A 20,942-nucleotide genomic window follows, 5' to 3' on the forward strand; every position below is an offset into this window, starting at 1 on the left:
CCGGCTTTCGCCTAGGCCTCGTGTTTGCCTGCTTCGTCAGAGGCCTCGTGGTCCTTGTCCGCCTCGTCCTTGTGAAGGCTGGCGGCGATGTTCTTTACCGCCGTCTTGGCGTCGATTGCCACGTTCGCTGCGGTGTCCGTGGCGTCCTCGACGACGTGTTTTGCCTTCTCGGCTACAGTTTCGCTCTTGTCGGCTACGTCGAGCCTCACGTCGTCAACCTTGTCGGCTACCTTGCCGGCGGCTTCGTTGGCCTTCTCAGCCACTTTCTCGGCTACAGCCGCGGCCGGCACCGGCGAGGGTGTTACGACCGGGACCGGGGTCTTCCATGGGTCCTCTACAGGACGGCTGGCCCTCCACGCCGCAATGCCGGCCGCTGCAGCCGCTGCTACAACCGTGAAGATCAGGAAGCCCCGCTTTTTGGGTTTCCGGGTCTTGGCGAGCTCTTTCGAGACTGTTTTGGATGCTTCCTCGGCCGCGGCTTTCAGCTGGGCGCCTGTGGCTTGTGCTTGCTCCTGCAGATTGTGAACCACTCCCGAGTCCACCAGCCTCTGGGCCACGGCGTCCACCTGAGCGGGTGCATTCTGAAGGGCTTGGTGGACAACCCCGGAGGCTTGCCCGAGCTGTTCCGAGAGCTTGGGCAGGTATTCCTCAACAACTTTGTCCCGGGCGTGGCTGAGTGCCGGGGTTGCCTTGTTAAGGGCTTCCTGGATCTTGGGTGAGGCATCCTCGACGACGTCATGGATCCTCGGTGCGAGGTTCGCCAGGCCTTCCTGGAGCCTAGGGGTGACGGTCGCAACGCCGTCGGCGAGGTTGTACGCAGCTGACTTCAGGCCTTCCTGAAGCTTCGGCGAAGCGGTGTCGATTCCGTGCTGGATGCGGGGAACCGCCCAGTTCACAGCTGCCTCGACGCGCGGTGTCGCCCAGTCCTTGGCATTTTCGACACCATTCACGACGGTGTGTTCAAGTTCGCGGGCAATCCGGTCCGATTTCTTCACAACTACCTCCCGATCAACATGCTCGTTTGTTGTTAGCCTACGTCGCTTGATCGGCACCGGCTATTCATCCAGCGGATTCATGGAAGATTTCACCGAGCGCGGAACCGCCTTCCTGGCCGCACCGGCGTTGACCCTGCATGGAAGAATGGCGATATGACCATCGCAACCGCACAAGCAACTTTCCACACGAGCCTCGGTGACATCGTGGTTGACCTCTTCGGCAACCACGCGCCCAAGACGGTCGCCAACTTCGTTGGCCTGGCCACAGGCGAAAAGTCCTGGACCCACCCGGAAACGGGCGAAGACAAGACCGGTACCCCCCTGTACAACGGCACCATTTTCCACCGCATCATCAAAGACTTCATGATCCAGGGCGGCGATCCCCTCGGCCGCGGCATCGGCGGACCGGGCTACAAGTTCGACGACGAGATCCACCCGGAACTCAACTTCAACGCCCCTTACAAGCTGGCCATGGCCAACGCCGGTGTCCAGATGGGCAAGGGCACCAACGGCTCCCAGTTCTTCATCACCACGGTCAACACCGACTGGCTTTTCGGCAAGCACTCGATCTTCGGCGAGGTGGCTGACGAAGAGTCCAAGAAGGTTGTAGACGCCATCGAGGCTGTCCGCACCGGCATGGGCGACCGTCCTGTTGAGGATGTCGTCATCAACAGCATTGACATCGTCCAGCTCTGATCCCCGGAGTTTGAGCAGCATATGAGTTACGGAATCCCGGCGGCAGAGCCGTCAGCAGACATTCCGGTGTGCCCCAGGCACCCGGACAGGCCTTCCTACGTGCGGTGCCAGCGTTGCGGGCGTCCTGCATGCCCCGAATGCCAGCGGGCGGCCGCCGTCGGGTTCCAATGCATTGACTGTGTCAATGAAATGAAGCGTTCGACGCCGGCAGTGCGTTCCGCCTATGGCGGCGCCGTCGCGACCGGGCGTCCTTTGGTGACGTACGTACTCATCGGGTTGTGTGCCTTGGTGTACGTGCTGCAATGGCTGATTCCCGGCGGTGTCGTGGAGGGCCAGCTCGTTTTCGCCTCCGCCTATGCCTCTCCCCAATATGGGGCCTTCGAACCATGGCGGATGCTGACGAGCGCTTTCGTCCACTCACAAGGTTTCGTCCTGCACATCGTGCTCAACATGTACATGCTCTGGATCTTCGGCCAGGTGCTGGAGCCCGTTCTGGGGCGCATTCGCTTCCTCGCCGTCTACGTGCTCTCCGCCGTTGGTGGTTCCGTTGGCTTCATGCTGCTGACGCCGGTCTTCCCTGTAACCCCCGTTGAAGGTGCGTCAGGCGCGATCTTCGGCCTCTTTGGCGCACTCCTCGTGATCCAAAGCCGGCGCGGCGGAGACACCCGGCAGTTGTGGATCCTTATCGTCATCAACGGGGTGATTGGCTTCGTCGTCCCGGGAATCGCCTGGCAGGCCCACTTGGGCGGCCTGATCACGGGCGGCCTGTGTGCCGCCGTCATCGCCTTTGCTCCGCGTGGACCGCGCCAGGCGCTGTTGCAAACTGCCGGCATGGCACTGGTGGCCGGAATTCTTGTCCTGGCTACCGTCCTTGGGGCCACCGCGGGCTGACAGCTCTTTACGCTTTTCTTACCCTAGGAGCGCCGCCAAGCGGTCCATCGACTCCTTGATGCCCGCATCCATGCCGCTGGCCACTGCCATGTCACGGGCCTCCACCGAGGGAAACACGGAGCGCTGCACAACGCGTGTGCGGCCCCCAAGGTCTTCAAACCGGGTGGTATCCAAGGTGACTTGCCCCGGGGCGCCGTCGAATTCGAAGGTCTGGATGATCCGCAACGGTTCCTGGACCTCGTGGAAGACCCCGCGGAAGCCGAACTCGTTGCCTTGCCCGTCCAGGTGCGTGTAGCGGTAGCTGCCGCCCGTCCGCGCGTCGTACGCCTCCAGGCGCATTTCCAGGCGACGCGGACCCAACCATTTGACCACCAGTTCGGGATCCGTGAAAGCCTGGAACACTCGATCCGGGGCGGCATCGAAGTCGCGGCTCGTGTCGATGAACGGCGTGCCCGCCGCGACGTCAATGATTGTTGTGTTGGTGCTCATTGTCCTTCTCCTTTTCCGGATTGTCCTTTTGGGCTGTGCTGGCCAGTAGTTCGTCCAACCGGGCGAAACGTTCCTCTGCCTGGAGACGGTAGTTCTCAATCCACCCGGCCAAAGGTCCCAGCGCCGCGGTGTTCAGGTGACAGGGACGGCGCTGCGCTTCCCTGCTCCTCGTGATGAGCCCTGCGCCCTCTAGCACTTGAAGGTGCTTGGAGATGGCTTGGAGGGTGACGGTGAAGGGCTGGGCGATCTCACTGACAGTGGCATCGCCCAGGGCCAACCGCGCCAGGATCTTGCGCCGGACAGGATCGGCGAGGGCCATGAATGCCCTGTTGAGCTGGTCTTCAGGATCCAGCACGGCTGTGCCGATCGTGTCCGGCATGCGTCTCCCCTGTCTGGCTCCAGTCCCAAGCCTTGCGGAATTCCGAATCTTGACAGTACTCAATCAGATGGTTTATCAACTAAGTGATTGAATATCGCCAGCTTAAGTCTGTGCGTTCAGGCGCGTCAATACCCCCTCGGATATGTTTTCCACAGCTGTTATCCACAGTGTGCGTAACTTACAACCGTGTAGTTCAACGGTGGATGGACCTTCCGCGCCTAGATAGCAGGGGCAGCGGGTCTCTCTGGGAATTAACGTCCACATCTGTGGATAACTTTTGGCCACACGCTTGTGGGTATGTGGATAAGAATCGCGTTTTTCGACGGTGTGTGGACAACCTCACCGTCAGGAGCCGTAAGAGAGCGGTATCAACAGAGTTATCAACATTGTTAATAACTCACATCGCTGTAGTTCGTTGTCCTTCCTGGACCTTGAAGCCCGCCGTTCTGGGAGTTTTCCACTTTGTAGGCACAGTTTTTCCCCAACTGTGGATAACTTGTGGGTAGTTGCCTGTTGTTAAGTGTGTAACTGGCGCGGGGACGGCCAGGATGGTCAATCGCTACGTAGCTTTGATGCCATGCTGCCTGACGTCGGGAGCGGGCACAGAAGCGGGTGCGCGCCGCAGAAGCGGGTGCGCAGGCAGGCCGATACCGCCCTCTGAGAGAGGCCCTATTGTGAGGCGATACGGTCGAGCGTACGAACGAAGGGGGTAGCGGGAGCCTGAAGGTCGGACCGGCGTCAGACCGGGACGTGTTCGGTCTGGGAAGCGACCGTCTGGGGCCTGCGGGCAGCGTCACTGATCCGCAACAACAAAGCCACGATGATCCAGTTGGCAAGGAGGGAGGACCCGCCCGCGGAGAGGAACGGCGTCGTGAGTCCAGTGAGGGGAATAAGGCGCGTGACGCCGCCGATAATGATGAAGCACTGAAGAGCCATGGAGAAGGCCAGCCCACAGGCAAGGAGCTTTCCGAACGCATCCCGGATGCCCAGGGCGGCCCGGAATCCCCTCGTGAAAAGCAGCAAATAGAGGAGGACGATCGCGAACAGCCCGATCAGGCCGAGTTCTTCGCCAAGGGAAGCGATGATCATGTCGCTGTTCGCGAAAGGCACAAGGTCCGGGCTTCCAAGTCCGAGGCCTTTTCCGATCAGGCCGCCGTCGGCCATTCCGAAGAGGCCCTGGACAATCTGGGCGCTGCCTCCGGGGAAGCGGGTGAAAACCTGGGGGTCGAAGGCATTGATCCAGGCGTCGATGCGCAAGCCGACATGGGAAAAGATCTTTGCCGCGGCGTATCCGCCCAAAAGCATGAGCACGACGCCGAGGACGAGCCAGCTGGCCCGGCTCGTGGCAACGTAGATCATCACGATGAACAGGCCGAACAGCAGTATGGACATGCCGAGATCGTGCTGGAAGACCAGTACGCCAACGCTCGCTGCCCAGGCAGTGATCATCGGCCCGGTGTCCTTGATTCTGGGGAACTGCAAGCGCCCGAATTTCCTACCGGCCAACAGGATCAAGTCCCGGTTGGAGGACAAGTAGCCCGCGAAGAAGATTGCGAGCGTAATCTTCACGATCTCGCCGGGTTGGAACTGCAGGGAACCAAGGCGAATCCAGACATTCGCGCCGTTGATGTCTCCCGCGGAAATGCCCGGGACAAGCGGAAGAATGAGGAGCGCGGCGCTGACAGCGAGTGCGATGAACGTGTACCGGCGCAGGATTCTGTGATCCTTCAAGAGCCACAGCACGGCGGCCGCGACCAGCACCGAGACGATCGTCCACGTCAGCTGGTTGCCCCCCGCATTAGTGCCGTTTGACGCATCGAGGCGTCGGATCATGGCGATGCCGAGGCCGTTCAAAGCGACAACGATCGGGAGTATCACCGGATCCGCATATCTGGCCTTGAAACGCAGGACGACGTGGAAGATTCCGGCCAGCGCCGTCAGGGCACCCGCCTGAAGCCAGAATCCAACGTCAAGGGCTTCCTTCTTGTCCACGCTGGTCATTGCGAGGGCACCGATGCCGACGCCAAGTGCCAGCACCAACAGCACCATTTCCACGTTTCGGCGAGGCTTCGCCGGAATCGCTTGCTGGCTCATGGGCATCTTCTTTCGTGGATCTCGGACTGCCGGGCGGGTCCGGTCAGTGGCCCAAGATCGGGTAAGTGGCTCACAACATAAGGTTCAGTGGGCCATCATAGCCGCAGCGGCTGGGCAGCGGTTGGGAACAGGACCCGTCGATCAGCGGCCAGCTTCGGTAACGGCCTGTATCGCCATGTCGTCGAGCTTCGGAAGCGCGTGCTCAAGCCGATGCCTGGCCTCGCTGACCGTCTTCTCCACCGCTGACAGGGAAGCGTCGGCAACGACGATGGTGGCGGCACCCTGCAGGCGATGGCCGACCCAACGTAGTTGGAGCCGCGGCACGGAGAGTACGCCCGGTGCCCTGTCCAAGGCCGCCTGGGCGGTATCGAGAAGTTCGGGTTCTATGCCGTCCATCAGGCGTCGCCCGATGCTGCGTACCGTACCCCAGAGCAGGACGATGATGGCTGCTGAAATCAGCAGGCCGACAATCGGATCCGCCAGCGGGAAGCCGAGCAGCACGCCGCCGGCGCCAATCACCACTGCGAGGGAGGTGAATCCGTCAATGCGCGCGTGCACGCCGTCGGCGACCAGTGCAGCGGATCCGATCTGCCGGCCCACCCTGATCCTGTAGACGGCCACGATCTCATTGCCCGCAAAGCCAATGAGCCCGGCCGCAAGGACCCACCACAGATTGTGCAGGGGCTGCGGATGGAAGAGGCGATCGATGGATTGCCATGCGGCGACCACCGCCGAAAGCGCTACGACGCCGACAATGAACAATCCGGCAAGGTCCTCCGCCCGCCCGTATCCATAGTTGTATCGGCGGGTTGCTGCGCGGCGTCCCAGAATGAACGCGATCCAGAGTGGCACTGCGGTGAGTGCGTCCGAAAAGTTGTGGATGGTGTCGGCCAGCAACGCGACAGAGCCGCTGATAAGGACCACAAGGAACTGCAGGACCGTGGTGCCAAGGAGTATGAAGAGGCTGATCTTCAGCGCCCGAACGCCCTGTGTGCTGGACTCAAGCGCATCGTCGATGGAATCGGCGGAATCGTGGGTATGCGGGACAAAGAGCTCATACAGCCACCCCTTGAGACCCTTGTGATGCTTGTGGGAGTGTCCGTCGTGGTCGTGGTCGTGGTCGTGGTCGTGGTCGTGGTCGTGGTCGTGGTCGTGGTCGTGCACGTCGTGCTCATGCACGTCGTGCTCGTGATGACCGACTTGCTGGTGGCCGCTCATGCCGATTCCTGTTCTACGCGGTGGTGTGCAGGGGTGCCGCCCAAGGCGTGTTCCGCCTGGAATATTGCATCCGCAACCAACTGGCGGGCGTGCTCATTCTCCAGGCGGTACATGACCCTGGTCCCGTCCTGCCGCGTGGAGACCATTCTGGCCAAGCGCATTTTGGCAAGGTGCTGCGACACTGCCGCGGGGGACTTCCCTAGAAGGTCGGCCAGCGCTCCGACGGCCATTTCACCGTCCCGCAGCGCGAGGACGATCCGGACCCTCGTGGCGTCAGCCAGCATCGCGAACACTTCGACGGCCAATTCAACGTATTGGCTGTCGACTCCGAGCGAGCAGGCACTCTTATCTGCATTCATACGCAAATTCTTTCACATATTCCGGCCACACCCACATTTGAGGACCCGGGACAAGGACCCTGGACAAGGACCCGGGACGCGGACCCGGGACAGCGAACCGGAGCCAGCGAGCCGGAGCCAGCGAGCCGCAGCGACCGGCGGGGCGCGAAATGAAGTTCTCAATGCCTCGGGAGTGAACTCTCAATGAACCCGCGGACACTATCCACAGGCTTGTGCACACTGGGTAAAACCACGGATCAAGGAGGACGGGTCCGGTCATCGCCCGAATGCGGGGATCTTGGCCTCATGTACGTGGATGTCCACATGAATTGTCCACAGCTGTGGATAAAGTTACGCACTTCTGTGGAAAGAAGGCGGGAATCAGAGCCAGACTCCTGAGCTGCCGCGGCGATGGCTGTCGAGCAAATGGGTGTCGATCATGCCGATCGCCTCCATCAGTGCGTACATCGTGGTGGGCCCCACGAAAGCGAAGCCCTTCTTGCGCAGGGCCTTGGAGAGCGCAATCGATTCCGGCGATTGGCTGGCGACGTCGGCAAACGTCCGCGGTTCCGGCGTCGACTCCGGTTGGAAGGACCACACGAAGTCCACCAAGCCGCCCTCGCTCCGCAAGCCGATCGTCGCCTTGGCGTTGGTGATGGCCGCACGGATCTTGAGGCGGTTGCGCACAATTCCCGAATCCTGCATCAGCCGTTCGACGTCCGCCTCCGTGAAGGCCGCGACGCTTTCAGGGTGGAAGTCCATGAAAGCGGACCGGAACGCGTCGCGCTTGCGCAAGATGGTGGCCCAGGACAGTCCCGCCTGGAAACCCTCGAGGCTGATGCGTTCGTACAGTCCCCGTTCATCCCGTACGGGCATTCCCCACTCGTGGTCGTAGTACTCGCGCATGAGCGGGTCGACGGAAGCCCAGGGCGGACGAGCAAGGCCGTCGTCGCCGATGATGGTGCCGTTCTCGGCCGGGGTCATAGGTAATCCTCCACAGGAAGACGGGTAGAAGCTGTTGTTGCCATTGTGCCCCGGCCCTACGACATTCCCGTGACGCGCATGGTGATGTTGATCCGTCCCTTCGGCAATCCGCAACCTTCCGGCGCCGTTCCGGGGAGCACTTTGGTGACTCCGTGGTATGCAAAACGGGACGCTCCGCCGAACACGAAGAGGTCGCCTGAGGAGAGCACGACGTCGGCATACGGCTTGGTGCGCGTCTCCGTGTTTCCGAAGCGGAAGACGCAGCTGTCCCCGATGCTGAGCGACACCACCGGGGCCCGCGACTTTTCGTCCTTGTCCTGGTGCATTCCCATTTTGGCCGCCTCGTCGTAGAAATTCACGAGCGCAGTGTCCGGCGTGTAGCTTGCGGCTTCTGCGGCGTCACCGTAGGCCTCGAACAGTGCCTTGCGACCCAGGCGCACCATCCAATCAGGAAGGTCGAGGACCCGGCGCCCGTTGACGTCAAAGGCCTCGCGTGTGTATCTATAGGGTTGCCAGTGCCAGCCGAGGCAGACCGTCCGGACGGACATCGGGTGCCCACCGGGAAGCACCGCGGCACGCAAGGGGACGGGACCCTGCGTCCACTCCTCGAAACGGGCCGCTATCCACTGTTGCTGCTCAAGGCTCAGCCAGCCCGGAACGTGCACCGCGCCGGGCGCGATCTCCCGTGGACCGGCGTCGGGCGCGTCCGGCAACTCAAGCGGAAACAGCGGTTCCGTCCATCCCGAAGTCATGCCGCCTCGAGAGCCAGCAGGGCGCGTTTGGCTTCCGCACCGCCGAGGTAGTTCCCGAACGATCCATCGGACTTCACCACCCGGTGGCACGGAACAATCACCGGCAGCGGGTTGGTGGCGCAAGCGGTCCCGACGGCACGAACGGCCCGCGGGCTGCCGGCAGCCAAGGCCACTTGCGCGTAGCTTTCCGTGTGGCCGTAGGCGATCTGCGGCAAATGTTCCAGGACGCTCAGTCGGAAGCCGCGCGAAAGGCTGAAATCCAAGGGCAGGTCGAACCGGTGCCGGGTGCCCGCGAAGTATTCGTCCAGCTCGCGGGCGGCCGGATCCAGCCGGCTCGCTGAGAAGAGGATCCGCGGACTGAGCTTTTCCGCGAGGCGCTGCAGCACGGCGTCGTGGTCTTCCACTTCGAAGGCCACGCGCACCATGCCGCGTTCCGTGGCTGCGAGCAGCAGTTTGCCGATCGGCGAATCCACGGTGCGGTAGGCAATGTCGAGGGTGTCCTGTTCGGCGGCCGCCGCTGCGAGGCGGTCGTGGAGCCGCTGCATGAGGCCCGGTTCCACGGACTCGAGGGGTGCGAGGAGCGCGGAGACGTCCGGTTCGTCATGATGGATGGTCATGGGGTTTCTTCTTTCACGTAGCTCTCGGAGCTATCAACGAGAATGGTGCGCAGCGCCTTGACGCCGTCGGCTCCCGCTCGACGCGCGGCGTCGGGGGTTCCGCCTAGAAGCCCGGCGACGTCCTTGTAGGGGAGCCCGGCGAGGTAGTGGTAGGCCACCGCTTGGCGCTGCTTCGGGGGGAGCTGCCCGACGGCGTCGAGCACCTCCCGATGACCGTCACCGGGGATGCCGAGTCCGGATGGTCGCACAGGAAGTTCATCCACGGGAAGCGGCTGGCGGTTCCTGGCGCGGACGATGTCGATGGATTTGCGGTGGGCGATGGTGACGAGCCAAGCCTGCACGTTGGCGCCCGCGGGAAGTTCGGGGTAGGCCTTCAAAGCGGAGAGGAAAGTCTCCGACCAGCCGTCCTCGGCGTCGTGGGCGCCCAGAACCGCGCGGCACACGCGAAGAACCGTGGGTCCGTGTTCCCGGACGACAAGTTCGAACGGCTTCTTGGGCTCCATTAGAAGAGCTTGCTTTCCTTCGCCGAGGCCGGTTCTTCGAGGTCCAGGAGGAAGCGCTTGTTGTCGAGGCCGCCGGCGTATCCGGTGAGCCTCCCGTCGCGCCCCACAACCCGGTGGCAAGGGATGATGATGCTGAGTGGATTGCGGCCAACCGCCGAACCGACGGCTTGCGAAAGATTGCGGTCGCCCAGTTCGGTGGCCAATTCTCCATAGCTGACGGTTTCGCCATACGGAATGTGTTCCAGCCTGGCCCATACCCGCTGCTGGAACGGATTCCCTGAAACCTGGAAAGGGACGTCGAACACCGTTCGCTCGCCAGACAGGTATTCGCCGAGTTCACGCGCAGCTTGCTGGAACACGGGATCCTCGGCGGATACGGCTTCCCCGAAGAATTCCGACGGCGGCATATGCCAATGGCCCTCGAAGAAAATACCGGTCAGCGACTCGTCCCGGGCGGTCAGCGTGAGCTGACCCAGTGGGGAATCAATGGTGGTGTGCCTGATGGTCATGCCTAGTAGACGCGGCAGGCGGCCGGAATGTGAGGTCGCCGCTCAGGAGCGCCAGCGGGTAGTCATCAAGAAGCCAACGATCGCGATGCCGAAGCCCGCCACGATGTTCCAGGACGCCCATGCAGGTACGGGAAGTTGGCCGCTCGTGATGTAGAACGTGATGATCCACAGCAGGCCGATGATCATGAGACCGAACATGACGGGCTTGTACCAGATGGGGTTCGGCTTGTACTGGTGCGCGGTGGCCGCTTCGGTGGGGCGGGCGGCCCTCTTGCGGGGCTTGGACTCGGGCACGGATCCTCCTTGGCCGGCTGAATGAAAGGCCGCGCGTCAGCTTGATATCCTGCAGGAAGGAAAATTCCAGCGGTCAACGCGCACGCGGCAATTCCGGGGTTCGTTCTAGCAGCCAAGTCTAGCCGGATTTCGGAGACTGCTCGTCGTCGGGCATCCGCGCCTGTCAAGAGGAGATCCAGTGGCGCAGCAGCAGACGCAGCAAGCCGCTGCCGTGCCGGACGACGGCACGGGAACGGGTGCGGAGGGTACGCGCCGGGGAGGACGCAAGTCCCGCCCGCCGCGGCCAAAGGGACGGCCAAGCAAAGGCGACGTCGTGCGCAGGATCGTCCAGATCGTGGGCGAACTCCTCCTCACCGCGGGAATCATCCTGTTGCTCTTTGTGGCGTGGGAGCTGTGGTGGACCAACGTCGAAGCGGACGCCAAGCAGAGCCAGGCCGTCCAGGGATTTGCGAAGAGTTTTGCGGGACCGGTGGCACCTGTTGCCCCTGCCAATCCTGCTGCACCGCCGAACTACGGGAAACCTGTGGTTGCCCAGGCTCCCGAACACGGCGGCATGATCGGCATCATGTACATTCCCCGGTTCGGCCCTGACTATTCGCGGCCCATCATCGAGGGAACCGGTTCCGACATTCTGGACACGCTGGGTCTCGGCCACTACGGATCCACGAGCATGCCGGGAGCGCCGGGCAACTTCGCCGTCGCCGGACACCGCCAGACCCATGGCGCCGTGCTGGACAACATCCATCTCCTGGTTCCGGGCGACAAAATATATGTGCAGACCAAAGACGGTTATTACACGTATGTCTTCCGAAACAACCAGATCGTGATGCCGTCGCGGACCGATGTCCTTCTTCCGGTCCCCACGCAGCCGGGTGTGGAGCCCACCGAAAGCTACCTCACCATGACCAGCTGCAATCCGCGCTTTGGTTCCCAGGAACGCATCATCGCCTACTCCCTGCTGGAAAGCTGGCAACCTGCCTCCGCCGGGCCGCCGCAGGAGATCGCCAAGCAAGTCGCCCAAACGGCCGGAAAGGGCTAAGCCATGTACGGATGGATCTTCCGCCACCTCCCGGGGCCACTGTGGGTGCGTATCCTGACATCAGCTGCACTCGTGGCATGCGCGATTGTCCTGATGGTCCAGTTCCTTTTCCCCTGGATGTCACAGTTCACTACCCTCACCGACTCAACGATTGGTTCAGCACAGCAGCCATGAGCACAACAAAAATCCTCGTCGTGGACAACTACGACAGCTTCGTCTACACCCTGGTCGGCTACCTGCAGGAACTCGGTGCTGAAACCACGGTGGTCCGGAACGACGACGTCACCCTTGCCGAAGCGATCGAGCTGGCGGACGCGCGCGACGGCGTGCTCATCTCCCCGGGCCCCGGCACCCCTGCCGAAGCCGGCGTCTGCATTGAGTTGATCAAATGGTGCGGAGACAACAACAAGCCGATGTTCGGGGTCTGCCTGGGACACCAGGCCTTGGCCGAGGCTTATGGCGGGATCGTCACACATGCCCCCGAGCTCATGCACGGCAAGACATCGCCCGTGCAGCACGAAGGCAAGAGCGTTTTTGCCGGGTTGCCTTCGCCGGTGACGGCCACCCGCTACCACTCCCTGGCGGCTGTCCGGGAAAGCATTCCCGACGTTCTGGAAATCACCGCCGAAACCGCCAGCGGAGTTGTCATGGGCCTACAGCACCGCACTGCGCCGCTGTGCGGTGTGCAGTTCCACCCGGAATCGGTGCTCACCGAAGGTGGTTACCTCATGCTCGGCAACTGGCTTGAATCACTAGGGATGTCCGGAGCGGCCGCGCGTGCGGCCACCCTTAGCCCCCTGATCCAGCGCTAGCCGCCTAATCCGCCCAGGCCGGATCCTCCGCCGCCACCGCCCCGGGTGTCGCTTGGAGACGGCGTGGGCGTCGGAGAGGGGCTCGGCGGCGGGGCGGGAGCCTTCGCGACAATCACGCTGATGGTCTTGCCCTGCTCCACGAGCGAATTGAAAGCATCGCCCTGGCTCGTCACCTTTCCAGGGGTTACTTGCGAATTCTCCTGTTCGGTGACCGCAATGGCCAGGCCGTTCGCCTTGAGTAGCGCTTCTGCATCGGCCTCAGTCAAACCGACGAGTTGAGGCACGGCTACCTTGCCCGTGGACACCACCAGGTCAACGGTGCTGCCTACGCCAACTACGGCCCCGGAAGCGGGTTTGGTACTGATGACGGAGCCCGCCGGAACCGTGGCACTGTTGGCCAAGGTACTCGACCCGCCCACAAGGCCGGCCTGACGCAGGAGATCGCGGGCAGCGGCTTCGGTGAGGCCGCTCAGGCCTGCCGGGACAGTCGCCGAGACCGGGCCGTCTGAAACATTAAGCATGACTTGCGATTTCGGGGCCACTTGGGACCCCACGCCGGGATCGCTGCCGATCACCGTTCCCTTGGGGACCTTGTCATCCGGGACGTGGTTTGACTCCGGGCTGAGGTTGGCGCCGTACAGCGTCTGCAATGCCGCGGCTTCGGTCATGCCGGCCACCTGTGGCACTGCGATCAACGCGGGCGGAGCCGGCTTCTGGTTGACCGTGCTGTACACCCAGAATGCGCCGCCGGCCAAGACCAGAAGGACGAGAACAACCACTACCGCGGTCCATGCCCGACGGCGGGACTTCTGCCGGGCGGTCCGCTCGCGTTCGGGGGTGAAACCAAGCGGCATGGCGCCGTCGTGGTCTGCTTCGGATTCCGCTTCGCCAGCCTGCAGGGCCAGCATGTCCTGGTCGGCGGCGTTCTGACCGTTTCCCGACCTTCCGGCGAGGGTGGTGTCGAGGAATTCGGCGCCCGTCAGGCCCCGCGCCAAAGTGCCTTCCGCAATCTGCCGCGTCGGCGGCACGACGTCCTGGACGTCCGTGGGTGCTCCGGCGGCAACGGCCGGGACGGCCACGCCGTTCTTGGCAGCACGCAAGGCGCGGCGGAACGCAGCTGCATCCTGGAAACGATCGGCCCGGTTCTTTTGCAGGCCTTTGGCCAGGACACTGTCCAGCGCTTCCGAAACGGCCGGATTGAACGTGCTGGCCGGCTCCGGGACCTCGCGGACGTGCTGGTAGGCCACCGAGACAGGGCTGTCGCCCGTAAACGGCGGGCGGGACGTGAGCATTTCGAACAGCAGGCACGCCGCGGAGTACAGATCGCTGCGGGCATCCACGGTTTCGCCGAGGGCCTGCTCGGGCGACAGGTACTGGGCCGTGCCAACGACAGCCTGCGTCTGGGTCATGGTTGCCGCGGAATCGGCCATCGCCCGGGCGATTCCGAAGTCCATGACCTTCACATCGTTCGAGTCCCCGGTCACCATGACGTTGGCAGGTTTGATATCGCGATGGACGATTCCGGCCTTGTGGCTGTATTCGAGCGCGGCGAGGACCCCAAGGATGAACTCGATGGCCTGATCAATGTCCAATTCCTTGGCGCGGATCAAGTCGCGGAGGGTCCGGCCGGACACGTATTCCATGACGATGTAAGGGACCCGGACGTCCTCGCCCGGTCCGCCGGACACCGTGTACTCGCCGGTGTCGTAGATGGCGACGATCGAGGAGTGGTTCAGGGCCGCCACCGCCTGTGCCTCGCGCTTGAAGCGCGCATGGAACTGCGGATCCCGGGCAAGATCGGCACGCAGCAGCTTCACGGCCACTGTCCGCCCGAGCACAGTGTCGGTGCCCTTGTAGACATCGGCCATGCCACCACGGCCTAGCAATTCACCGAGTTCGTACCGCCCGTTGAGGACGCGCTGGGATGTCATTGGAGTGCTGTCCTCTCTGTGGGCAGGGGTGGAGCGTCCGGTTGGCATGGTGTCTTAGCGGCTGGCTGAGGGAGAAGCGGACGCGGCCGACTTGGACAAGTGGTAGGTCACGACGGACCCGGCGTTCACCTTTTGCCCGGCCGCAGGATCTGAACTGACGAATGTTCCGGGCGCCTGGCCGGTTGCCCCGTCAACGGGATCTCCCGTGACCCAACGGAGGCCGGCACCCTCGATGGCAGCCTGCACTTGCGACTCGGTGGCACCCTTGCCGATGGTCGGCACAGTGACCATCTGCGGTCCCTTGGAGTAGGTGACGGTGATGGTCGATCCCTTGGCCACGGGGCCGGAAGGATTGATGTCGATGACGGTGCCGGGCGCGGACGGATCGAAGACCTGGCTTCCGCTGACCACGAGGCCGAGCGCGTTGAGGTCCGAGCGCACCTTGTCGTACGGCTGTCCCTTGTACTGATCCGGGATCAGGTTGATGGTCTCGGGAGTCGGCGTTGTCGGCGTCGGGCTAGCGGATGTCTCCGTGGGGCTCGGACTTTCCGAGGTTGGGGGCGCGCTCGAGACCTGGCTTGGAGGGGCCGTCGTCGCTGGCGCGGGACTGCTCGGCGAGAACAGCCCCGACTGGGTCAGGATCGCCCCCGCTATGGCGAGCAGCACGAGCGCGATCAGCGCGATGAGCGGCCACGTCCATGGGCTGCGTTTCTTCCGCGGCGGCTCTTCCCGGTACTCCTCTTCCTCATGGATGTACTGGTTGTGCTCGTCGGCCTCGTTCAAACTGCGCTCGGCGGCCAGGGCATTGGCGCGGGCCAACGCGTTTCCACCTTCAGCGGCAGCCCCTACCGCTGCGGCGCCTGCTGCTGCGGCGCCGATCACCGGGAGTGCCGAGGTCGACGTCGAACGGGCTTCCCTGCCGTACGGCGAGGCCACAATCCCGGTGGGAGCGGTGGCGATGTCGGTCGGCGCTGTGATGGGGCCCGTGGCGGATTCGAAGAGCAACATTCCCGGCACTGCGACGTGTGCCGCGGCTATATCGCCCGCGCGGATCGCTTCCGCGGCCTCGGCCAGCTTGATGGCATCCGCAGGACGGTTCTTCGGATCCTTCGCAAGCATGGACATCAGCAGGGCGCGTACCGGGGTGGGCAGGCTTTCGGGAAGCGGCGGCGGCGCGTCGTTGACCTGGGCCAGCGCAATGGCGATTTGGGATTCGCCGGAGAACGGGCGATGTCCCGTGAGGCACTCGTAGCCAATAACCCCGAGGGAATATATGTCCGAGGAGCCCGTGGCCGTTTGCCCCGTGGCCTGCTCCGGAGCGAGGTACTGGGCGGTACCCATGACCTGCCCGGTCTGCGTGAGCGGAACCTGGTCTGCCAGGCGGGCGATGCCGAAGTCGGTGATCTTGACGCGGAAGTCCGGCGTGATCAGGAGGTTGCCCGGTTTGATGTCGCGGTGCACCAGGCCCTGGGCGTGCGCGGGGGCCAGTGCCCGGGCGGTCTGGGAAATGATGGACATGGTGCGGTCCGGCGAAAGAACCTGCTCGTGTTCCAGGATGCTGCTCAACGGCTGGCCTGGCACCAATTCCATGACCAAGTAGGCGGAGCCGTCTTCCTCTCCGTAGTCGAAGACGTTGGCGATCCCCACGTGATTAAGCAACGCGGTGTGGCGGGCCTCGGCACGGAACCGCTGGAGGAACCCGGGGTCACCCGTGTATTCCTCCTTGAGTACCTTGATGGCGACGATCCGGCCAAGGATCTGGTCCTTTGCCCTCCAGACCTCTCCCATGCCGCCAATCGCAATGCGACTGGTCAGCTGGAACCTGCCGCCGAGGGTGATTCCTGACGTAGGCCTCACTTATTCAACACCGCCTCAAAAATCTTCTTCGCGTTCGGACTGGTTAGCTTTGCGCCGGTAGACACATCAACGCCTTCCATGACAATGGTGACGGCTACCTGCGGGTCGTTGGCCGGGGCGAACCCGGTAAACCATGAGTTGTTCAAACCTGTATCTCCGAGTTGCGCCGTACCGGTCTTGCCGGCCACCTGGATTCCCGGTACTGCGGCACCACTCGCAATGCCTTGCGATACGACGTCGGTCATCCATTGAGTGATCTGGCTGGCGATATCGGGCGTGGTGGACGTGCGCAGCGCCTCGGGCTTGGGTTCGCTGATGACGCGCAGGTCCGGTGCCCGCACAGTCTTGATGAGGTTCGGCTTCATCTGGACGCCCTTGTTGGCGATGGCCGCCGTCATCATTGCGATTTGCAGCGGAGTGGCCCTGACGTCACGCTGCCCGACGGCGGACTGGGCCAGCGCGGCCTGGTCCAGATTCGTGGGGAAGACGCTGACCGCGGACTGAAGCTTGAGCTGGTCCCCGAAATCCTGGCCGAAGCCGAACTTGCTGGCCTGGTCCGCGATGGCCTTCTGGCCCAGGTCGAGGGCGATGCTCGCGAACGGCGTATTGCACGACTGCTCAAGGGCGAAAGGGAAATCGGCCGTGTTGCGGGTTGAGCAGTTGCCGCCGGCGTAGTTGGGCAGCGAAGCGTTCGAACCGGGCAAGGGCAGGCTGTCCGGGTTCGGCAAGACACTGTCCTTGTTGTACTTCCCGGAACTCAATGCAGCGGCAGTATCGACGAGCTTGAATACGGAACCGGGCGCCAGCAACTCGCCGGTGGGTCCGCTCACGGACTGGTTGAGGTTGATGCCGGGAACCTGGTTGATTTGGTCGTAGCCGGCCTTTTCCTTGGCGGGATCGTGCGTGGCGATCAGGTTGGGATCGTAGGACGGTTTGGAGACCATCGCGATGATCGCGCCCGTCTTGGGGTTGGTGACAACGATCGAGCCGCGCTGACCGTCAGGAATGAGGTCGTAGGCGAGCTTCTGGATCACGGGATCGAGGGTCAGTTCCACCGAGGCGCCCTTTGGCTGGCTGCCGAGGAAAATCTGGCTGACACGGTCCAGGAAGAGTTGGTCGGAACTGCCGGCCAGTTCGTCCCGGAGCTGCTGCTCGAGCCCGGTGGATCCATAGGTCCGTGAGAAGTAGCCCGTGATTCCGGCATAGAGCTCCGGCTGGGCGTAGCTGCGCTGGTACTTGCAGGTTTCGTCTCCAGCAACGGATTCCGCGACTGGTTTGCCGCCCACGATGATCGCACCGCGGTCGTTGCAGTAGTTCGCCAGGACAGCGCGCTGGTTCCACGGATTGTCATTGAGGTCGCCGGCGCCGATGACCTGGACATAGCTGATCGCGCCAAAGAGCAGGGCGAACATGGCAACGGCTGCCATCCACGAATTGCGTATGGAATGGTTCATGAGGTCTGCACCGCCTCTGTGGGGGCATGGGTAATGGGCGAGGTGTCCACCGGGCCGCGCGCGGTGTTCGAAATCATGAGCAGCAAACCCACGATGATCCAGTTGGCAAGCAGTGAGGAACCGCCTGCCGCCAGGAAGGGAGTGGTGAGCCCGGTCAGCGGGATGAGCCGCGTGACGCCGCCGATCACCACGAAGCACTGCAGTGCGATGGCAAAGGAGAGCCCGCACGCCAGGAGCTTGCCGAACGCGTCCCGCGCGCCAAGAGCCGCGCGGAACCCGCGCGTGAAGAGCAGCATGTAGAGCAGCACGACGGCAAAGAGGCCGACCAGTCCGAGTTCCTCACCGATGAGGGCCACGATCATATCGCTGTTCGCAAACGGAACCAGGTCCGGCCGGCCCTGTCCGAGGCCGGTGCCGCCGAGGCCGCCGTCGGCCATGCCGAAGAGGCCCTGGACGATCTGGCCGCTGCCGCCCGGGGACCGGTCGAAGACTTCCGGGGTGAAGGCGTTCCACCAGCTGTCCAGCCGGAACGCAACGTGCGAGAAGAACTTGGACGCGAGGAATCCGCCACCGAGGATCAGGGCGCCCCCGATGACCACCCAGCTGATCCGGCTTGTTGCCACGTAAATGATGACGATGAACAAGCCGAAGAAAAGGATCGACGTGCCGAGGTCCCGCTGGAAGACGAGGATGCCGATGCTCACGAGCCAGGCCGTGATCATGGGGCCGAGATCCTTGAAGCGCGGCAATTGCATGGGGCCGATCTTGCGGCCGGCCAGCAGGATGAGGTCGCGGTTGGACGAAAGGTAACCTGCGAAGAAGATAGCCAGGGTGATTTTGGCGATTTCGCCTGGCTGGAAGGTCATGGGACCGAGACGGATCCATACGCTCGCGCCAAGCACCTCGCCGGCTGAGATGCCCGGAACGAGCGGCAGCACAAGGAGAACTGCGCTGGCCGCCAGCGCGATGAAGGTGAAGCGGCGAAGGAGGCGGTGGTCCTTGACGAACCAGATCACGACGATTGACACCGCCATGGCCAGGAGGGTCCAGCGCAACTGGTTGTTACCCGTGTCCTCGCCAGGCTGATCCATGCGATGGATGAGGGCCAGTCCCAAGCCGTTGAGGGCAACGACGATCGGGAGCATGATCGGGTCGGCATATTTTGCGCGAAACCTGAGGACCATGTGGAAAGCGAATGCTGCCACGATCAAGAGACTCGACTGGAACCAGAAATCGCCGTCGAACGCGGTCGCATTATTGAGCCCGACCATGGCGCTGGCGCCGATTCCCACCGCGAGGGCAAGGACCAGCAGGACGAGCTCGACGTTGCGGCGTGGCTGGGGTGCGGTAATGGCCAGAATCATCGGGACACCGCGCACGAAGGGACCGGCGTGGACGTCGGTGACGATGTTGGCCGGTTCGAAGGACTCGGGCTTGGCGTGGGACTTGCCGTAGGGGTGGGGCTTGCCGTCGGTGTGGCGGTAGCCGTCGGGCAATTGGCCGGCAGCCCTGTGGTGCCGTTCTCCTGCAGGCTTTTCACAATCTGCTGGGCATCGGAGAGATCCCGTGCCGGAACGGTCTGGCGAAGTGTCTGTTGTGTGTATTCAGGCAAAGAGTCCATGCGGATATTCGTCGTGGCCTCTACTTTCGACAGCTGGAACGGGCCAAGGCTCTGCGAAATGCCGTTGAAGATCGCGACGTGCTGGTTGAATTCACCGACGTAGTAGCGGGTCTGGGTCCACGCATAACCGAGCCACAGCCCGGCGATCACGAAAATGGCCAAGACCGCTGCAATGGCCGGGGTCAACCAGCGCCGCTTCCGGGCGACAATGGGCTGGGGATCCTGACGGTCCTGTTCAGCCTTGTGGGTCAGTACAGTGGCGGCACGGCGTGCAACACTGCGCCCTGCGATGGTGGGGATCGAACCCGTATCGGCGGCGGTTGCGGCGGCACCGACCAGTTCGTGCGGGCGGCTCGAAAGCTCCTCGCGGAGGATCTCGGCCGACAAGTGCTCGCCAAGGTGGGGGTCTGTCGCCGTCGGAGGTTCGGTAGTCCCGGCGGGATTTGCGGGAGCGCCCGCTTCGGGCTCCGCGGCGGCGGTGGGCTTTGCCGCGGCGGCGGAAGGCCCGGCGTCGGACGTTGTTTCCCGCGGCGGGACCCGGCCCGTTGCGGGGGCGTTGGTCCCGGACTCTTTAGCCGGGGCGCTGGCATCGCTGCCGTGCCCGTCCTTGCGCGGTGCGGCTTTCGCCGCTTCGGCCGCGTTCGCTGGCGCCGGCGCTTCCGGGACGACGTCGACGGCGGCCGTGCTGAGGTTGTCGCCTGTCTCCTCCACGATTTCCAACAGCACCACGGTGACGTTGTCCGGAGCGCCGTTGGCGAGGGTCAGCTCAATGAGGAGCTCTGCGCATTCGGCAAGGTCCTTGGTTTCGCGGACTACTTGCTCCACGACGGCGCCTTGGACGTAGTTCAGGCCGTCGGAACAAAGGAGCCAGCGTTCGCCGGGTTCGACGTCGAGCTCGTCCAGGTCCAGCTCGGGGCTGGCGTCCACGTCCCCCAGAACGCGCATGAGGACGTTCTTGTGCGGGTGGGTTTCGGCTTCCTCCGGGCGCAGGCGGCCCTCGTCAATCAACCTCTGGACGAAGGTGTGGTCCACGCTGACTTGTTCGAATTTGCCATTGCGCAAGCGGTAGGCCCGGGAATCGCCGATGTGCGCGAAGTGCAGCCGCCTGCCTTCGAGCAGCAGGGCAGTGACCGTGGTGCCCATGCCTGCGAGCTTCGGGTCAACGTGGACAAGCTCGGAGAGGAGGGAATTGGCGGTCTGGATTTCATCTGCCAGGACTGTTTCCGCGCCGTCCGGGTAGGAATCGTGATCGAGGTGGATCATGTCCAGCACGGTGGACGCTGAGGCGACGTCCCCGCCCGCATGCCCGCCCATGCCGTCCGCGACGACGGCAAGGTGCCGGCCGGCGTACGCGGAGTCGTCGTTCTTCGAGCGGACACGCCCGACGTCGGACCGCGCCGCGTAGCGCATGATGAGGGGAAGTTCCGGAGGCAGCGACTTGCCCTCGGAGGCATGCGGGGAAGCCATGG

The 20,942-nt window shown here is 63.4% G+C and carries 21 protein-coding genes; 4 read left to right on the top strand and 17 right to left on the bottom strand.

Annotated features, from left to right (window positions below):
* Positions 1-11: 11 nt before the first annotated feature.
* A complete protein-coding gene (locus OIT41_RS00070; protein WP_264637132.1) occupies positions 12-995 on the bottom strand; it encodes a hypothetical protein in 984 nt (327 codons plus the stop codon).
* A 153-nt stretch (positions 996-1,148) separates the two neighbouring features.
* Between OIT41_RS00070 and OIT41_RS00075 the strand changes: the two genes are divergently transcribed.
* A complete protein-coding gene (locus OIT41_RS00075; RefSeq protein WP_078107051.1) occupies positions 1,149-1,691 on the top strand; it encodes a peptidylprolyl isomerase in 543 nt (180 codons plus the stop codon).
* Between the two features lie 21 nt (positions 1,692-1,712).
* Complete coding sequence (locus OIT41_RS00080; protein ID WP_241707642.1) at positions 1,713-2,582, top strand: rhomboid family intramembrane serine protease; 870 nt, start codon at positions 1,713-1,715, stop codon at positions 2,580-2,582.
* Positions 2,583-2,600: 18 nt separating this feature from the next.
* On the opposite strand, the gene OIT41_RS00085 is transcribed toward OIT41_RS00080, so the two are convergent.
* The 11 genes from OIT41_RS00085 to OIT41_RS00135 all read right to left on the bottom strand — a co-directional run bounded on the left by OIT41_RS00085 (position 2,601) and on the right by OIT41_RS00135 (position 10,759).
* Positions 2,601-3,071, bottom strand: a complete 471-nt coding sequence (locus OIT41_RS00085) for an SRPBCC family protein (protein WP_241707643.1) — start codon at positions 3,069-3,071, stop codon at positions 2,601-2,603.
* Positions 3,046-3,450: an ArsR/SmtB family transcription factor gene (locus OIT41_RS00090; protein ID WP_241707644.1), complete on the bottom strand. Its 405-nt coding sequence runs from the start codon at positions 3,448-3,450 to the stop codon at positions 3,046-3,048. Before OIT41_RS00090 ends, OIT41_RS00085 begins: the two co-directional genes overlap by 26 nt.
* Before the next feature lie 738 nt (positions 3,451-4,188).
* Positions 4,189-5,544, bottom strand: coding sequence for an FtsW/RodA/SpoVE family cell cycle protein (locus tag OIT41_RS00095; RefSeq protein WP_078107047.1), 1,356 nt, complete (start codon positions 5,542-5,544; stop codon positions 4,189-4,191).
* A 141-nt stretch (positions 5,545-5,685) separates the two neighbouring features.
* Positions 5,686-6,762, bottom strand: coding sequence for a cation diffusion facilitator family transporter (locus OIT41_RS00100; RefSeq protein WP_264637133.1), 1,077 nt, complete (start codon positions 6,760-6,762; stop codon positions 5,686-5,688).
* Complete coding sequence (locus tag OIT41_RS00105; RefSeq protein WP_078107045.1) at positions 6,759-7,121, bottom strand: ArsR/SmtB family transcription factor; 363 nt, start codon at positions 7,119-7,121, stop codon at positions 6,759-6,761. The genes OIT41_RS00100 and OIT41_RS00105 overlap by 4 nt, the downstream gene beginning before the upstream one ends.
* 360 nt (positions 7,122-7,481) lie before the next feature.
* Positions 7,482-8,084 (bottom strand): DNA-3-methyladenine glycosylase I, encoded by a 603-nt coding sequence (locus tag OIT41_RS00110; protein ID WP_241707646.1) that lies wholly within the window; start codon positions 8,082-8,084, stop codon positions 7,482-7,484.
* Between the two features lie 56 nt (positions 8,085-8,140).
* A complete protein-coding gene (locus OIT41_RS00115) occupies positions 8,141-8,836 on the bottom strand; it encodes an alpha-ketoglutarate-dependent dioxygenase AlkB family protein (protein WP_264637134.1) in 696 nt (231 codons plus the stop codon).
* Positions 8,833-9,453 (bottom strand): methylated-DNA--[protein]-cysteine S-methyltransferase, encoded by a 621-nt coding sequence (locus tag OIT41_RS00120; RefSeq protein ID WP_241707648.1) that lies wholly within the window; start codon positions 9,451-9,453, stop codon positions 8,833-8,835. The genes OIT41_RS00115 and OIT41_RS00120 overlap by 4 nt, the downstream gene beginning before the upstream one ends.
* Positions 9,450-9,956, bottom strand: a complete 507-nt coding sequence (locus OIT41_RS00125) for an RNA polymerase sigma factor (protein WP_241707649.1) — start codon at positions 9,954-9,956, stop codon at positions 9,450-9,452. The genes OIT41_RS00120 and OIT41_RS00125 overlap by 4 nt, the downstream gene beginning before the upstream one ends.
* Positions 9,956-10,465, bottom strand: a complete 510-nt coding sequence (locus tag OIT41_RS00130) for a methylated-DNA--[protein]-cysteine S-methyltransferase (RefSeq protein WP_241707650.1) — start codon at positions 10,463-10,465, stop codon at positions 9,956-9,958. The genes OIT41_RS00125 and OIT41_RS00130 overlap by 1 nt, the downstream gene beginning before the upstream one ends.
* A gap of 42 nt (positions 10,466-10,507) precedes the next feature.
* On the bottom strand, positions 10,508-10,759 hold the full coding sequence (locus tag OIT41_RS00135) for a cell division protein CrgA (RefSeq protein WP_241707651.1): 252 nt from the start codon (positions 10,757-10,759) through the stop codon (positions 10,508-10,510).
* Positions 10,760-11,072: 313 nt separating this feature from the next.
* Here OIT41_RS00135 and OIT41_RS00140 point away from each other — a divergent pair, with 313 nt between their 5' ends.
* Together OIT41_RS00140 and OIT41_RS00145 are read left to right on the top strand one after the other, a co-directional pair.
* Positions 11,073-11,798 (top strand): class E sortase, encoded by a 726-nt coding sequence (locus OIT41_RS00140; RefSeq protein ID WP_241707709.1) that lies wholly within the window; start codon positions 11,073-11,075, stop codon positions 11,796-11,798.
* A 170-nt stretch (positions 11,799-11,968) separates the two neighbouring features.
* Positions 11,969-12,610, top strand: coding sequence for an aminodeoxychorismate/anthranilate synthase component II (locus tag OIT41_RS00145; protein WP_241707652.1), 642 nt, complete (start codon positions 11,969-11,971; stop codon positions 12,608-12,610).
* Here the strand turns inward: OIT41_RS00145 and pknB are convergent.
* Genes pknB through OIT41_RS00170 form a run of 5 tightly spaced genes read right to left on the bottom strand, consistent with a single transcriptional unit; the run spans position 12,607 to position 20,940 of the window.
* Positions 12,607-14,541: a Stk1 family PASTA domain-containing Ser/Thr kinase gene (gene pknB / locus OIT41_RS00150; protein WP_264637135.1), complete on the bottom strand. Its 1,935-nt coding sequence runs from the start codon at positions 14,539-14,541 to the stop codon at positions 12,607-12,609. The genes OIT41_RS00145 and pknB overlap by 4 nt on opposite strands.
* Positions 14,542-14,595: 54 nt before the next feature.
* A complete protein-coding gene (locus OIT41_RS00155) occupies positions 14,596-16,398 on the bottom strand; it encodes a protein kinase domain-containing protein (protein WP_241707654.1) in 1,803 nt (600 codons plus the stop codon).
* Positions 16,395-17,852, bottom strand: a complete 1,458-nt coding sequence (locus tag OIT41_RS00160; protein ID WP_078107034.1) for a penicillin-binding transpeptidase domain-containing protein — start codon at positions 17,850-17,852, stop codon at positions 16,395-16,397. The genes OIT41_RS00155 and OIT41_RS00160 overlap by 4 nt, the downstream gene beginning before the upstream one ends.
* Positions 17,849-19,216: an FtsW/RodA/SpoVE family cell cycle protein gene (locus tag OIT41_RS00165; RefSeq protein WP_241707710.1), complete on the bottom strand. Its 1,368-nt coding sequence runs from the start codon at positions 19,214-19,216 to the stop codon at positions 17,849-17,851. Before OIT41_RS00165 ends, OIT41_RS00160 begins: the two co-directional genes overlap by 4 nt.
* Positions 19,213-20,940, bottom strand: a complete 1,728-nt coding sequence (locus tag OIT41_RS00170; RefSeq protein ID WP_241707655.1) for a PP2C family protein-serine/threonine phosphatase — start codon at positions 20,938-20,940, stop codon at positions 19,213-19,215. Before OIT41_RS00170 ends, OIT41_RS00165 begins: the two co-directional genes overlap by 4 nt.
* Positions 20,941-20,942: the final 2 nt, after the last annotated feature.

Origin of the sequence: Arthrobacter sp. YA7-1, from assembly GCF_025960325.1 — a bacterium.
Taxonomy (GTDB): Bacteria; Actinomycetota; Actinomycetes; order Actinomycetales; family Micrococcaceae; genus Arthrobacter; species Arthrobacter bambusae_A.

Bases quoted from the DNA above. Each gene is read 5' to 3' on its own strand.
- OIT41_RS00095 (WP_078107047.1), bottom strand. From the start codon at position 5,544: ATGAGCCAGCAAGCGATTCCGGCGAAGCCTCGCCGAAACGTGGAAATG.
- OIT41_RS00075 (WP_078107051.1), top strand. From the start codon at position 1,149: ATGACCATCGCAACCGCACAAGCAACTTTCCACACGAGCCTCGGTGAC.
- OIT41_RS00105 (WP_078107045.1), bottom strand. From the start codon at position 7,121: ATGAATGCAGATAAGAGTGCCTGCTCGCTCGGAGTCGACAGCCAATAC.
- OIT41_RS00090 (WP_241707644.1), bottom strand. From the start codon at position 3,450: ATGCCGGACACGATCGGCACAGCCGTGCTGGATCCTGAAGACCAGCTC.
- OIT41_RS00100 (WP_264637133.1), bottom strand. From the start codon at position 6,762: ATGAGCGGCCACCAGCAAGTCGGTCATCACGAGCACGACGTGCATGAG.
- OIT41_RS00165 (WP_241707710.1), bottom strand. From the start codon at position 19,216: ATGATTCTGGCCATTACCGCACCCCAGCCACGCCGCAACGTCGAGCTC.
- OIT41_RS00125 (WP_241707649.1), bottom strand. From the start codon at position 9,956: ATGGAGCCCAAGAAGCCGTTCGAACTTGTCGTCCGGGAACACGGACCC.
- OIT41_RS00110 (WP_241707646.1), bottom strand. From the start codon at position 8,084: ATGACCCCGGCCGAGAACGGCACCATCATCGGCGACGACGGCCTTGCT.
- OIT41_RS00130 (WP_241707650.1), bottom strand. From the start codon at position 10,465: ATGACCATCAGGCACACCACCATTGATTCCCCACTGGGTCAGCTCACG.
- pknB (WP_264637135.1), bottom strand. From the start codon at position 14,541: ATGACATCCCAGCGCGTCCTCAACGGGCGGTACGAACTCGGTGAATTG.
- OIT41_RS00145 (WP_241707652.1), top strand. From the start codon at position 11,969: ATGAGCACAACAAAAATCCTCGTCGTGGACAACTACGACAGCTTCGTC.
- OIT41_RS00115 (WP_264637134.1), bottom strand. From the start codon at position 8,836: ATGACTTCGGGATGGACGGAACCGCTGTTTCCGCTTGAGTTGCCGGAC.
- OIT41_RS00080 (WP_241707642.1), top strand. From the start codon at position 1,713: ATGAGTTACGGAATCCCGGCGGCAGAGCCGTCAGCAGACATTCCGGTG.
- OIT41_RS00085 (WP_241707643.1), bottom strand. From the start codon at position 3,071: ATGAGCACCAACACAACAATCATTGACGTCGCGGCGGGCACGCCGTTC.
- OIT41_RS00160 (WP_078107034.1), bottom strand. From the start codon at position 17,852: ATGAACCATTCCATACGCAATTCGTGGATGGCAGCCGTTGCCATGTTC.
- OIT41_RS00120 (WP_241707648.1), bottom strand. From the start codon at position 9,453: ATGACCATCCATCATGACGAACCGGACGTCTCCGCGCTCCTCGCACCC.
- OIT41_RS00170 (WP_241707655.1), bottom strand. From the start codon at position 20,940: ATGGCTTCCCCGCATGCCTCCGAGGGCAAGTCGCTGCCTCCGGAACTT.